This is a genomic window from Streptomyces sp. ISL-36, from assembly GCF_018614205.1.
Classification (GTDB): Bacteria; Actinomycetota; Actinomycetes; order Streptomycetales; family Streptomycetaceae; genus Streptomyces.
Genome location: NZ_JAGGOS010000005.1, coordinates 1 through 12,694 on the forward strand (window position 1 = coordinate 1; position 12,694 = coordinate 12,694).

Annotated in this window: 13 protein-coding genes and 1 riboswitch; of the genes, 8 read left to right on the plus strand and 5 right to left on the minus strand. The window is 72.8% G+C overall.

The genetic code is table 11. The annotated features are described in order from the left end of the window. Both J7E93_RS00790 and J7E93_RS00795 read left to right on the plus strand, forming a co-directional pair. Window positions 1–412 (plus strand): DUF3017 domain-containing protein (locus J7E93_RS00790; protein ID WP_215065137.1); only part of this gene is annotated, 412 nt, incomplete at its 5' end. Window positions 413–876: 464 nt separating this feature from the next. Then, on the plus strand, window positions 877–1,866 hold the full coding sequence (locus J7E93_RS00795) for a malate dehydrogenase (RefSeq protein WP_215065139.1): 990 nt from the start codon (window positions 877–879) through the stop codon (window positions 1,864–1,866). A gap of 108 nt (window positions 1,867–1,974) precedes the next feature. Here J7E93_RS00795 and J7E93_RS00800 read toward each other — a convergent pair whose 3' ends face one another. Both J7E93_RS00800 and J7E93_RS00805 read right to left on the minus strand, forming a co-directional pair. Further along, window positions 1,975–2,775 (minus strand): isocitrate lyase/phosphoenolpyruvate mutase family protein, encoded by an 801-nt coding sequence (locus J7E93_RS00800; RefSeq protein WP_215065141.1) that lies wholly within the window; start codon window positions 2,773–2,775, stop codon window positions 1,975–1,977. Beyond that, window positions 2,772–3,302, minus strand: coding sequence for a carboxymuconolactone decarboxylase family protein (locus J7E93_RS00805; protein ID WP_215065143.1), 531 nt, complete (start codon window positions 3,300–3,302; stop codon window positions 2,772–2,774). The genes J7E93_RS00800 and J7E93_RS00805 overlap by 4 nt, the downstream gene beginning before the upstream one ends. Window positions 3,303–3,349: 47 nt before the next feature. On the opposite strand from J7E93_RS00805, the gene J7E93_RS00810 reads away from it, so the two are divergent. The 3 genes from J7E93_RS00810 to J7E93_RS00820 all read left to right on the plus strand — a co-directional run bounded on the left by J7E93_RS00810 (window position 3,350) and on the right by J7E93_RS00820 (window position 6,331). Further along, on the plus strand, window positions 3,350–4,765 hold the full coding sequence (locus tag J7E93_RS00810) for a PLP-dependent aminotransferase family protein (RefSeq protein ID WP_215065145.1): 1,416 nt from the start codon (window positions 3,350–3,352) through the stop codon (window positions 4,763–4,765). 94 nt (window positions 4,766–4,859) lie between these two features. After that, window positions 4,860–5,138 carry a hypothetical protein gene (locus J7E93_RS00815; RefSeq protein WP_215065147.1) on the plus strand — a complete coding sequence of 93 codons (279 nt, stop codon included), beginning with the start codon at window positions 4,860–4,862 and terminating at the stop codon, window positions 5,136–5,138. An 8-nt stretch (window positions 5,139–5,146) separates the two neighbouring features. Then, window positions 5,147–6,331, plus strand: a complete 1,185-nt coding sequence (locus J7E93_RS00820) for a glutathionylspermidine synthase family protein (RefSeq protein ID WP_215065149.1) — start codon at window positions 5,147–5,149, stop codon at window positions 6,329–6,331. A 147-nt stretch (window positions 6,332–6,478) separates the two neighbouring features. On the opposite strand, the gene rocD is transcribed toward J7E93_RS00820, so the two are convergent. After that, window positions 6,479–7,684 (minus strand): ornithine--oxo-acid transaminase, encoded by a 1,206-nt coding sequence (rocD, locus tag J7E93_RS00825; protein ID WP_215065151.1) that lies wholly within the window; start codon window positions 7,682–7,684, stop codon window positions 6,479–6,481. Window positions 7,685–7,836: 152 nt separating this feature from the next. Further along, window positions 7,837–7,926, plus strand: a riboswitch (ZMP/ZTP riboswitch). A gap of 146 nt (window positions 7,927–8,072) precedes the next feature. Here rocD and glyA point away from each other — a divergent pair. After that, window positions 8,073–9,335 (plus strand): serine hydroxymethyltransferase, encoded by a 1,263-nt coding sequence (gene glyA, locus J7E93_RS00830; RefSeq protein WP_215065153.1) that lies wholly within the window; start codon window positions 8,073–8,075, stop codon window positions 9,333–9,335. Between the two features lie 100 nt (window positions 9,336–9,435). Here the strand turns inward: glyA and J7E93_RS00835 are convergent, their stop codons facing one another. Beyond that, a complete protein-coding gene (locus tag J7E93_RS00835) occupies window positions 9,436–10,203 on the minus strand; it encodes a hypothetical protein (RefSeq protein ID WP_215065155.1) in 768 nt (255 codons plus the stop codon). Beyond that, entirely contained in the window at window positions 10,196–10,840 is a 645-nt protein-coding gene (locus J7E93_RS00840) for an RNA polymerase sigma factor (RefSeq protein WP_374105343.1), read from the minus strand. Before J7E93_RS00840 ends, J7E93_RS00835 begins: the two co-directional genes overlap by 8 nt. Before the next feature lie 56 nt (window positions 10,841–10,896). On the opposite strand from J7E93_RS00840, the gene trpS reads away from it, so the two are divergent. Then, entirely contained in the window at window positions 10,897–11,910 is a 1,014-nt protein-coding gene (gene trpS / locus J7E93_RS00845; protein ID WP_215065157.1) for a tryptophan--tRNA ligase, read from the plus strand. 128 nt (window positions 11,911–12,038) lie between these two features. After that, on the plus strand, window positions 12,039–12,629 hold the full coding sequence (locus J7E93_RS00850) for a 2'-5' RNA ligase family protein (protein WP_215065159.1): 591 nt from the start codon (window positions 12,039–12,041) through the stop codon (window positions 12,627–12,629). Window positions 12,630–12,694 lie beyond the last annotated feature (65 nt).

Consider the following 12,694-nt stretch of genomic DNA (forward strand, 5'->3'; position numbering starts at 1 on the left):
GGGGGCGGTCGGCGCTCGGTCGCGGCGGCCCCCCGCCATGACCACCGACACCGCGCGGCCCGAAGGGGGCGGGAGGGCCGCGCCCGGCGGTGCGCCCGCGCCGGCGCGGCAGTGGCCGTTGCTCACCGTGCTCGGTCTGGCCGCCCTGGGACTGCTCGTCGTGGGAGCGGATCTGTTCCCGCAGTCGTTCCGGGTCGGGGCGATCCTCGTCGGGATCGCGCTGCTCACGGGCGCCGGGCTGCGGCGCGCACTGCCGTCCGTCGGGATGCTCGCCGTGCGGTCGCGCTTCACCGACATGGTCACGTACGGGCTGATGGGCACGCTCATCGTGCTGCTCGCCCTCATGGTTCAGCCGGATCCGTGGCTGAGGATCCCGTTCCTGGAGGACATCCTCCACCTCACGGTCACCTAGGGGGCGTGCCCCCAGGCGCACACGACGGCGCCCGTCCTCTCCCCCGAGGGAGGACGGGCGCCGTCTGTGATCAAGGGTCATGTACGCGCCAAGGCTGGTTCAAGGCCCGTCAGCGGCCTGTGGCACGGAGGTGACCATTCCGGTACCTCCGGGGGCGCACGCCGAGCAAGCGGTGATACCGCCGTCCGGGACGCCGCGAGGAACCCCGCCGTCGAGCCGGACGGGCGGCGGTCGGCGGCCCATCGGTGGCCCGTCGGCGGCCCATCGACGGCCGGCCGGGGGGTCGTTGGCGGGCAGTCGGGTGGCGCGTGAGCCGGACCACAAGGGGGTGGGGGTTCACCGGGGCCCGGGTCGGATAGCCTGACCGCTGGATATCTCTTCACGTCGAGACACCGATCGATCAAGAGGGGTATCCGACACCAGGGGCAGGGACCCCCACCGCCAGCTGTCTTACGGAGATCGCCATGACCCGCACTCCCGTGAATGTCACCGTGACCGGCGCGGCCGGCCAGATCGGCTACGCGCTGCTCTTCCGCATCGCCTCCGGCCACCTGCTCGGCGCGGACGTGCCGGTCAAGCTGCGCCTCCTCGAGATCCCGCAGGGCCTCAAGGCCGCCGAGGGCACCGCCATGGAGCTCGACGACTGCGCGTTCCCGCTGCTGCGCGGCATCGACATCTTCGACGACCCGAACAAGGGCTTCGAGGGCGCCAACGTCGCCCTCCTCGTCGGCGCCCGCCCGCGCACCAAGGGCATGGAGCGCGGTGACCTGCTCTCCGCCAACGGCGGCATCTTCAAGCCGCAGGGCAAGGCCATCAACGACAACGCCGCGGACGACATCAAGGTCCTCGTCGTCGGCAACCCGGCCAACACCAACGCCCTGATCGCCCAGGCCGCCGCCCCGGACGTGCCGGCCGAGCGCTTCACCGCGATGACCCGCCTGGACCACAACCGCGCGATCTCGCAGCTGGCCGCCAAGACCGGCGCCGCCGTCTCCGACATCAAGCGCCTCACCATCTGGGGCAACCACTCGGCGACCCAGTACCCGGACATCTTCCACGCGGAGATCGCCGGCAAGAACGCCGCCGAGGTCGTCAACGACGAGCAGTGGCTGGCCGACACCTTCATCCCGACCGTCGCCAAGCGCGGCGCCGCGATCATCGAGGCCCGTGGCGCGTCCTCCGCCGCCTCCGCCGCGAACGCCGCCATCGACCACGTCCACACGTGGGTCAACGGCACCGCCGAGGGCGACTGGACCTCCATGGGCATCCCGTCGGACGGCTCCTACGGCGTCCCGGAGGGCCTGATCTCGTCCTTCCCCGTCACCTGCAAGGACGGCAAGTACGAGATCGTCCAGGGCCTGGACATCAACGAGTTCTCCCGCACCCGCATCGACGCCTCGGTGCAGGAGCTGGCGGAGGAGCGCGACGCGGTCCGCGAGCTCGGCCTCATCTGAGCCTCCGAACAGCGCACCACGGCGCCCCCGGCCTCCGCGGCCGGGGGCGCCGTTCTTCGTGGCGGCGGCCGGCGCGGGCCGGGGGAGGCCGAGGGCGGCCGATCGTCTTCAGGCCGGGCGCGCGGGCCCGGCCGGCGTCGCCCGCGGCCCGGAACGCTGCCCGGCGAGCTCCCCGTGGCGGTCTCCGGCGAGCTCTCCGGCCAGTCCGGCGACGCCGCGAAGGGTCCGCAGGAGCAGCCCGTCGCCGAAGGTGATCCGGGTCGCGCCCAGCCGCCCGAGCTCCGCGCAGGACGGACCGCCGGGAACGGCGAGGGCGTTGAGCGGTGCGCCGATCTCCTTGCGCAGCAACGCAAGATGCTCCGCCGGCGCGGCGATCGGGTAGACGCAGTCCGCGCCGGCCGCCCGGTAGAGCCCGGCCCGCTCGATCGCTGCCGCCGGGTCGCTCACCCCTCGCACATACGTGTCCACGCGCGCGTTGACGAACAGCCGCGACCCGGCCTCCGCCCGAACCTCCGCCAGCCAGGCGGCGTGCCGCCGTGGGTCCTTGAGCCCGCCGGACCGGTCGGAGTCCTCCAGGTTCACGCCGGCCGCGCCGGTCCGCAGGACCCGCGCCACGAGCTCCTTCGGCGCCAGGCCGTAGCCGTCCTCCAGGTCGGCCGTGACCGGTACGGAGACGGCCCGGACGATCCGCGCCACGGCCGCGAACATCTCCTCGGGCGGCGTGCGGCCGTCCTCGTACCCGAGGGAGGCGGCGATCCCGGCGCTCGGCGTGGCGAGCGCCGGGAAGCCGGCCTGCTCGAAGACCCGGGCCGAGGCCGCGTCCCACGGGCCCGGCACGATCAGCGGATCACCGGCCGCCCGTCCGCGGTGCAGGGCCCGCAGCGCCTCCGCGGGAGCCTCGGCGCTCACTTCTTGAACTGCCCCGGGGTGTAGTGACCGGGCGTCATGCGGGTGGTGACGCCGATCCGGTTCCAGGCGTTGATGACCGTGATCGCGGCGATGACCCGGGCCAGGGCGTTCTCGTCGAAGTGGGCCGCGGCCTGCGCGTACACCTCGTCGGGCACGAAGCCGTCCGTGAGGACGGTGACGGCCTCCGTCAGCGCGAGCGCGGCGAGTTCGCGCTCGGTGTAGAAGTGGCGCGACTCCTCCCAGGCGGAGAGCTGGACGATCCGCTCGACCGACTCGCCCTCGGCGAGCGCGTCCTTGGTGTGCATGTCGATGCAGAACGCGCAGCGGTTGATCTGCGAGGCCCGGATCTTGATCAGGTGGTAGAGCGTCGGGTCGACGCCCTTCGCCGCCTCGGTCTCCAGGCGGACCATCGCCCGGTAGAAGTCGGGGAGCTGCTCGGCGAGAGCGAGACGGGGGCCGTGCTCGTGGGCGTACTCGGTCTTCGTGTCACCGCTCGTGGCGGCCGTGGTCTGCGTGATCGTCGTCATGGCTCTCACCGTACGGTCGTGATGGCGCAGGAGTATGGTCCATTCGCATGGCAAACGACTGGGCCACTTTCGGGGCCGACCTCCACCTGGAACTGCGCGGGTCGAAGCTGCGTACGGGCCTGATGGACGCCCTGCGCGAGGCGGTGCGCAGCGGGCGCCTGGAGGCGGGTGTACGTCTTCCCTCCTCGCGCTCCCTCGCCGCGGATCTGGGCGTGGCCCGCAACACCGTCGCCGACGCCTACGCCGAGCTGGTCGCCGAGGGCTGGCTGACCGCCCGGCAGGGCTCCGGCACCCGGGTCGCCTCGCGGGCCGTCCCGCGCCGGGCGATCGGGGCGACCACGAGCAGACCCGGGGCAGCGGCCCGGCCCACCACCGCCCGGCCGACGTACGACCTCAAGCCCGGCGTCCCCGACCTCGCCTCCTTCCCGCGTGCCGAATGGCTCAAGGCGTACCGGCGCGCGCTGACGGCCGCTCCCAACGAGGCCTTCGGATACGGCGATCCGCGCGGCCGGATCGAACTGCGCACCGTCCTCGCCGAGTACCTCGCCCGGGCGCGGGGCGTCCACGCACGGCCGGAGCGGATCGTGATCTGCTCCGGGTTCGTCCACGGCCTGATGCTGATGGGACAGGTGCTGCGAGCCCGCCGCGTACGGGAGATGGCGGTCGAGTCGTACGGGCTCGATGCCCACTGGGGCCTGGCCGCCCGGTCGGGGCTGCGCCTGCCCGCCCTCCCCCTCGACGAACGCGGGACGCGGACCCAGGAGTTGGGCGCGATGAAGGGGGTGGGCGCGGTTCTGATGACGGCCGCCCACCAGTTCCCGCTCGGCGGCGCGCTCCCTCCCGACCGGCGGGCGGCGGCGATCGACTGGGCGCGCGCCTCCGGCGGCCTGGTCCTGGAGGACGACTACGACGGGGAGTTCCGCTACGACCGCCAGCCCGTCGGCGCGCTCCAGGGCCTGGACCCCGAGCGGGTCGTCTATCTGGGCACGTCCAGCAAGTCCCTGGCGCCCGGCCTGCGGCTGGCGTGGATGGTGCTGCCGGAGGGCCTGGTGGACGAGGTGGTCGCGGCGAAGGGGCACGTGGACTGGACGTCCAGCTCGCTGGAGCAGCTGACGTTCGCCGAGTTCCTCCGGTCGGGGGCGTACGACCGCCATGTACGGGCGATGCGGCTGCGCTACCGGCGGCGCCGGGACGAGCTGGTGGAGGCGGTCGCCGCCCACTCACCGCAGACGCGGGTGAGCGGCATCGCGGCCGGCCTCCACGCGGTCCTGGAACTCCCGCCGGGCTCCGAGCCCGAGGTCCTGCGGTCCGCGGCCTGGCAGGGCCTGGCGCTCCTGGGCATCAACCGCTTCCGCCACCCGGACGTGCCCAGGACCCTGGACGGGCTCGTCGTCGGCTACGGCACCCCGCCCGACAGCGGCTGGGCGGGGGCGCTGCGGGCGCTCTGCCGGGTGCTGCCGTAGCCGGGTCGCGAAGAGACGGGACGACTCTCGTGCGGGGGCGCTCGGCCATCGGCCTAAACTGTGCGGTCGCGACCGGGCGACGGGGAGGACGGACATGCGCAGGCTGAGGTCGAGCACGGTGGTGCTCGGCGGTATGGGGGTGCTCGCGGCGACGATCACCGCGTGCGGGTCCGAGCCCGACAAGCGGTGTGTCGACCCGTTGACGCGCGAGAAGCTGCCGAGCTACGAGTGCGAGAGCGGCAGCGGCAGCTCCACGCGCGGCTCGTACTACTACGGCGGCCGGGTGACGAACGGCACGGTCAGCGGCGGCAGCTTCGACAGGTCCGCCGTCGACACCGGTGGTTTCGGCTGCTCCGGCTCCGGCGGCGGCTGACCCGCCCCATGGAACGGCACACCATCGACCCACGGCCCGACTGGCAGCGGACCGTGGAGGAGCAGGGGCTCGTCTACCCCCTCACCCGCTACCCCGACGGCTCCCTGCGCCCCTACTGGGACGAGAGCGCGTACTACTCCTTCAGCCTGCCCGAGGTCGAGGCGCTCGAAGAGGTCGTCGAGGAGCTGCACGCGATGTCTCTGGCGGCGGCCGCGCACATCGTCGAGCAGGACCGTTTCGCCGATCTGGGGTTCACCGACCCCCGGCTCGTCTCCCTGGTCGCCGAGTCCTGGCGCCGCCGGGACGAACTCCCCTCCCTCTACGGCCGTTTCGACCTCCGCTACGACGGCACGGGCCCCGCCAAGATGCTGGAGTACAACGCCGACACCCCCACCTCCCTCGTCGAGGCCGCCAGCCCGCAGTGGTTCTGGATGGAGGACCGCTTCCCCGGCGCCGACCAGTGGAACTCGCTCCACGAGCGGCTCGTCGACGCCTGGAAGCGACAGGCCGCCCTGCTGCCGCCCGGCAGCCCGGTCCACTTCGTCCACTCCGACGGGGACGAGCTCGGCGAGGACCTGATGACCGTGGCGTACCTGCGCGAGACCGCCCAGCAGGCGGGGCTCGAGACGGAGGCCCTCTCGGTCGAACGGATCGGCTGGGACCGGCTCTCGGGCCGGTTCGTGGACGACCGGCTCCGTTTCATCCGCAGCTGCTTCAAGCTCTACCCGTGGGAGTGGCTGACCACCGACCGCTTCGGCCCGTACGTCCTGGACACCCTCGACAACGGCGGCGGTACGGGGACGACCTGCTGGATCGAGCCCGCCTGGAAGATGCTCCTGTCCAACAAGGCCCTGCTGGCCGTGTTGTGGGAGCTCTACCCCGGGCACCCGAACCTGCTCCCCGCCTATCTGGACGGCCCCCGTGAACTGGCCGCGAACGGCGGCTATGTCGCCAAGCCCCTCCTGGGCCGGGAGGGCGCGGGCGTGACGATCCACGAGCCCGGCGCCCCGGCCGTCGTACGCGACGAGCCCTGCTGCTACCAGGGCCTCGCCCCGCTGCCGGACTTCGACGGCAACCGGGTGGTGCTCGGCGCGTGGGTCGTCGAGAACGAGGCGGCGGGGCTCGGCATCCGGGAGTCGGACGGACTGGTCACGGACGAGTACGCCCGCTTCCTGCCGCACGTCATTCTTTAGCCGGGCACCGGGCACCGGGCACCGGGCACCGGGCGCCGAGGCCGGTGGGGCCCGGGTGCCTGCTGCCGGGGCGCCGGGCGCCGGCGGGGGCGGCCTCGCACCGGGGCGCAGCGCACGGTGGCGCCCGCCCCGGCGTCTTCGGGGTCGTCAGTCCGACAGCACCGCCCGCAACTGCTCCAGTCCCCAGTCCAGATCCTCCTTGCCGATCACCAGCGGGGGAGCGATCCGGATCGTCGAACCGTGGGTGTCCTTCACCAGCACACCCCGGTCCATGAGCTTCTCCGAGATCTCCCGGCCCGTGCCCCGGGACGGGACGAGGTCCACCCCCGCCCAGAGCCCGCGCCCGCGGACCGCCTCCACCGCTCCGCCACCCACCAGAAGCCCCAGCTCGGCGTGGAGATGCTCACCCAGCTCGGTCGCCCGCTGCTGGTACTCCCCGGTCCGCAGCATCGCGACCACCTCCAGGGCCACCGCACAGGCCAGCGGATTGCCGCCGAACGTCGACCCGTGCTCGCCCGGCCGGAACACCCCGAGGACGTCACGGTCCGCCACCACGGCGGAGACCGGCACGACACCGCCGCCCAGCGCCTTGCCCAGGATGTACACGTCGGGCACCACGCCCTCGTGCTCGCACGCGAAGGTCTTCCCCGTCCGGCCGAGACCCGACTGGATCTCGTCCGCCATGAAGAGCACGTTCCGCGCCCGGGTCAACTCCCGCACCCCGCGCAGGTACCCGGCCGGTGGCACCAGGACCCCGGCCTCTCCCTGGATCGGCTCCAGGAGGACCGCGACCGTGTTCTCGGTGACCGCCCGCTCCATCGCGGTGAGATCGCCGTACGGAACGATCTCGAAGCCCGGGGTGTACGGCCCGTAGTGGTCCCGGGCCTCGTGGTCCGTGGAGAAGCTGACGATCGTCGTCGTCCGGCCGTGGAAGTTGTTCGCCGCGACCACGATCTTCGCGTGCCCGTCCGGCACGCCCTTGACCTCGTACCCCCACTTCCGCGCGGTCTTCACGGCCGTCTCGACCGCCTCCGCGCCCGTGTTCATCGGCAGGACCATCTCCTTGCCGCACAGCTCCGCGAGGCGCGTACAGAACTCCGCGAACCGGTCGTGGTGGAACGCTCTCGACGTGAGCGTCACCCGCTCCAGCTGAGCCCGCGCGGCGTCGATCAGCCGGCGGTTGCCGTGCCCGAAGTTGAGCGCCGAGTATCCGGCGAGCATGTCGAGATAGCGGCGCCCCTCGACATCGGTCATCCATGCCCCGTCCGCCGAGGCGACCACGACGGGCAGGGGGTGGTAGTTGTGTGCGCTGTGCGCCTCCGCGGAAGCGATCGCGTCTTGCGTCCTCGACACGGGATCTCCGTTCGTCCTGCGGCCCGGGGGTGGGTGTGGCCCCTTTCTTATCGTCGCTCGGATGGTGGACGGAGAAACCTCGCGGACGACGCGCCCGCTCAGGGCTGTCCCGTAATCCCTGGCGGGCGCACGACGACAGCCCTTAGGCTGCGAACACGCGCGGCGACTGGCGCACGGGGAAGCGACCCCGGGGGAGCCGTGCGCGGCAGACACACGGGATGCCGCCCGCCTGGGCATCACGGGGAACCAAGAGATCCCGTCTGGATGCCGCCCGCCTCCTGCCTTCGGCGGATGAGCCCCCAGTTCGCATCACGGGATCCGTCCCGTGCGGCGCTGCCCAGAAGACCGAGTCGCGCCCCGGGATCCGTCGAACGCCCGGAGGAACGCCATGACCACCCCGCACCCCGCCCTCGCCGCCACCGACCCCGAACTCGCCGCCCTCGTCGGCGCCGAGGAGCGACTGCAGGCCGAGACGCTGCGGCTGATCCCCAGCGAGAACTACGTCTCCCAGGCCGTGCTCGAAGCGTCCGGCACCGTCCTGCAGAACAAGTACAGCGAGGGCTACCCCGGCCGCCGCTACTACGAGGGCCAGCAGAACATCGACCGGATCGAGACCCTCGCCGTCGAGCGCGCCAAGGCCCTCTTCGGCGTCGACCACGCCAACGTCCAGCCCTACTCCGGCTCCCCGGCCAACCTCGCCGTCTACCTGGCCTTCGCCCGGCCCGGCGACACCGTGATGGGCATGGCCCTGCCGATGGGCGGCCACCTCACCCACGGCTGGGGCGTCTCCGCGACCGGCACGTGGTTCCACGGCGTGCAGTACGGCGTACGCGAGGACACCGGGCTCATCGACTTCGACCAGGTCCGCGAACTCGCGCTCAAGGAGCGGCCGAAGCTGATCTTCTGCGGCGGCACCGCGCTGCCGCGCACGATCGACTTCGCGTCCTTCGGCGAGATCGCCCGCGAGGCCGGGGCCGTACTCGTCGCCGACGTCGCCCACATCGCCGGCCTGATCGTGGGCGGCGCCCACCCCTCCCCGGTCCCGCACGTCGACGTCGTCTCGACCACCACCCACAAGACCCTGCGCGGCCCGCGCGGCGCCATGCTGATGTCCCGCGAGGAGCACGCCAAGGCTCTCGACAAGGCGGTCTTCCCCGGCCTCCAGGGCGGCCCGCACAACCAGACCACCGCCGCGGTCGCCGTCGCCCTGCACGAGGCCGCCCAGCCCTCCTTCCGCGACTACGCCCACGCGGTCGTCGCCAACGCCAAGGCCCTCGCCGACGCGCTCCTCGCCCGCGGCTTCGACCTGGTCTCCGGCGGCACCGACAACCACCTGATCCTTATGGACCTCACCCCCAAGGAGGTCCCGGGCAAGATCGCCGCGAAGGCCCTGGACCGGGCGGGGATCGTCGTCAACTACAACACCGTCCCCTACGACCCCCGGAAGCCCTTCGACCCCTCCGGCGTCCGCATCGGCACCCCCTCCCTCACCTCCAGGGGCCTCGGCACGGAGCACATGGCCCAGGTCGCCGCATGGATCGACCGCGGTGTCACGGCGGCGGGCGCGGGCGATGAGGACGCGCTCCTGACGATCCGCGCGGAGGTCGCGGAGCTGATGGCCGCCTTCCCCGCACCCGGCCTGCCGGTCTGACCCACCCGGGACCGAGCCGGTCCGGCCACCCGGCCACCCCGGCCACCGGACCCCGCGTCCGGTGGCCCGCCGGCCTGCCCCCGGGGGCCGAGCCGGCCCGTCAGCCGGCCGACTCCGCCGTCCGGCGGGCCTGCTCCCGGTCCGCTATGCCCTCCAGGCGGAGGGTGAGCGCGCCCCCGTTCCTCGTCCACAGGAGCGTGGGGCCCGCCGTGCGGACCGCGTGGGTCCATACCGAGCCGGACGCGTCCGTCATCGGGAAGGTGAGCAGATGCGGGGCCGCGAACCAGTAGCCCTGCGCGCCGTCCGGCAGGGCGACCGCTTCCGGCTGGGTCGTGACCTGTTTGCCGAAACCGATGTCCAGCCGGGCCGGGAACTCGTCCAGCCGGACGATCTCCTCCCCCTCCCGCCAGCACAGGCTGATCACCGCCCGCCCGCGCTCGGCCGACCCCGTGACCGTCACCGCGTCCGGGGCGCCGAGCGCGCGGGGTATCAGCGGCTCGAACCCGGCCAGGCGCCCGGCCTCCGCCGGCGGCACCGGATCCGGGCACCCCGGCACCCCGGCGCCCGGCGACGGCCGCGCCCCCGGGTCGTACCGCACCTCGACCCCGCCGAAGCCGAGCCAGTCCGCGACGGCGGCCCGTACCGGAGGTGTGAGCACCAGGACCACCAGAATCCCGGAAACGGCCGCGAGCAGGGCCCGCCACCGCCGGCGCAGACCTTCGAACCGTCCGCGGGGCGCCGGCGTCGGCACCTGCTCGGCCAGCAGCTGAGCCAGTACCCGCTCGGCCATGGACTCCCCGTCCACGTCCGGCACCTTCAGCCCTCGCCCCAGCGCCCGCAGCTCCTCGGGCAGCCCTTCCTCAGCCATGCTCGTCACCCCCTCCCGGCAGGATCGTCTCCAGCTTCTTCAGTGCCCGGCTCAGCCGGGACTTCACCGTCCCTCTCGGCCAGCCCAGGGCCTGCGCCGTCTCCGTCTCGTCCAGCTCCAGCAGATACCGGTGGACGACCACCTGGCGATGGTCCTCGCCCAGCCCGTCCAGGGCCGCCAGCAGCTGCCGGCGCCGCTCCTGCTCCTCGACCGCCACCGCGGGGTCCGCCGACTCCGGTATCCGCGGCTCGCTCCCGAGCAGGTCCGCCTCCCGGCCGACGACGGCCCGCTGCCGCCCCGCCGAGCGCACTGTGTTCCTCGTCTCATTGACCACGATCCGCAGCAGCCACGGCCGGAACGCCGCTCCTTCCTTGAACCGCCCCAGCGACCGGTACGCCTTGAAGAACGCCTGCTGCACCACGTCCTCGGCCTCCGCGCCCGCCCCGCACGCCACCGCGGCCCGCAGCGCGACCGCCGTATGGGCGCGGACCAGCGCCGCGTACGCCTCCGCCTCCCCGGCGCGCACCCGAGCGATCACCGCGGCCTCGCCGTCCCGTCGCCCGCCGCCACCCTCGGACGAGGCGCTGCGCGCCGACCCCCTCTTCTCTACGATCAGGCCCCCCTCCCGCGTCCTCACACCTTTGATACACCGGCAGTCCGGGATCGGTTCCCACACCTGAGAGAATGTGGGGCATGGCCTCTGACAGTCCCCGTGTGCTCTCCGGAATCCAGCCCACCGCAGGCTCGTTCCACCTCGGCAACTACCTCGGCGCCGTCCGCCAGTGGGTCGCCCTGCAGGAGACCCACGACGCCTTCTACATGGTGGTGGACCTGCACGCGATCACGGTCCCGCAGGACCCCGCGGAGCTCCGTGCCAACACCCGGCTCGCCGCCGCCCAGCTGCTCGCCGCGGGCCTCGACCCGGAGCGCTGCACGCTCTTCGTCCAGAGTCATGTCCCCGAGCACGCGCAGCTCGGCTGGGTGATGAACTGCCTCACCGGCTTCGGCGAGGCCTCCCGCATGACCCAGTTCAAGGACAAGTCCGCCAAGCAGGGTTCCGACCGGGCCACCGTCGGCCTTTTCACGTACCCCATCCTGCAGGTCGCCGACATCCTGCTGTACCAGGCCCACGAGGTCCCGGTGGGCGAGGACCAGCGTCAGCACATCGAGCTGACCCGCGACCTCGCGGAGCGGTTCAACGGCCGCTTCGGCGAGACCTTCACGATCCCGGCGCCGTACATCCTGAAGGAGACGGCGAAGATCTACGACCTGCAGGACCCGACGATCAAGATGAGCAAGTCGGCGTCCACGCCCAAGGGTCTGATCAACCTGCTCGACGAGCCGAAGACGACGGCGAAGAAGGTCAAGAGCGCGGTCACCGACACCGACACGGTCATCCGCTTCGACCCCGTGAACAAGGCCGGCGTCTCGAACCTGCTCACGATCCTCTCCACCCTCACCGGCACCTCCGTCGCCGCGCTGGAACGGGAGTACGAGGGCAAGATGTACGGCGCGCTGAAGACCGACCTGGCGGAGGTCATGGTGGACTTCGTCACGCCGTTCCGGACCCGTACGCAGGAATACCTGGACGACCCGGAGACGCTGGACTCGATCCTGGCCAAGGGCGCCGAGAAGGCTCGCGCGGTCGCCGCGGAGACGCTGGCGCAGACGTACGAGCGGGTGGGCTTCCTGCCCGCGAAGCACTGACCGAGGGCCCGGTCCAAGGGCCCTGGCCTCAGAGGCGGTGCAGGCCGCACACTGGCGGCTGTACCACCACGCGCGGACCGGTCGGCGGACCGGCCGGCGGACCGACCGACCACATGAGGAGTGAAGACGTGGGGACCGTAACGCTCGGCGTTTCGATCGCGGTCCCGGAGCCCTACGGCAGCCTGCTCCAGGAGCGGCGCGCGGGCTTCGGGGATCCCGCCGCGCACGGCATCCCCACGCATGTCACCCTCGTCCCGCCCACCGAGGTGGACGCCTCCCGGCTGCCCGCGATCGAGGCGCATCTCGCCGAGGTCGCGGCCGGTGTCCGGCCCTTCCCGATGCGGCTCAGCGGCACGGGAACGTTCCGGCCGCTGTCCCCGGTGGTCTACGTCCAGCTCGCCGAGGGGGTCTCGGCCTGCACCTGGCTCCAGCAGCGGCTGCGGGACACCTCCGGCCCGCTGGTGCGAGAACTGCAGTTCCCGTACCACCCGCACGTGACGGTGGCGCACGGCATCTCCGAGGAGGCGATGGACCGGGCGTACGAGGAGCTGGCCGACTTCGAGGCGGCGTGGTCCTGCTCGTCCTTCGGGCTCTACGAGCAGGGCGCGGACGGGGTGTGGCGCAAGCTGCACGCGTACGCGTTCGGCGAGGGCCACGCCAACCCCGCCGTCCCGGCCCAGGGCAACCCGGTCGACACCCCGACCCCGGCGGCCGGCTGACCCCCACCGGTCCGCCCCACCGGGGCGGCCTGCCCGGGCGCCCGAAGCCGGGCACCGCCCCGGCC

Coding starts and splice junctions, on each gene's coding strand:
- J7E93_RS00805 (WP_215065143.1), bottom strand. CDS start 3,302: ATGACGACGATCACGCAGACCACGGCCGCCACGAGCGGTGACACGAAG.
- J7E93_RS00795 (WP_215065139.1), top strand. CDS start 877: ATGACCCGCACTCCCGTGAATGTCACCGTGACCGGCGCGGCCGGCCAG.
- J7E93_RS00820 (WP_215065149.1), top strand. CDS start 5,147: ATGGAACGGCACACCATCGACCCACGGCCCGACTGGCAGCGGACCGTG.
- J7E93_RS00815 (WP_215065147.1), top strand. CDS start 4,860: ATGCGCAGGCTGAGGTCGAGCACGGTGGTGCTCGGCGGTATGGGGGTG.
- glyA (WP_215065153.1), top strand. CDS start 8,073: ATGACCACCCCGCACCCCGCCCTCGCCGCCACCGACCCCGAACTCGCC.
- J7E93_RS00810 (WP_215065145.1), top strand. CDS start 3,350: ATGGCAAACGACTGGGCCACTTTCGGGGCCGACCTCCACCTGGAACTG.
- trpS (WP_215065157.1), top strand. CDS start 10,897: ATGGCCTCTGACAGTCCCCGTGTGCTCTCCGGAATCCAGCCCACCGCA.
- J7E93_RS00835 (WP_215065155.1), bottom strand. CDS start 10,203: ATGGCTGAGGAAGGGCTGCCCGAGGAGCTGCGGGCGCTGGGGCGAGGG.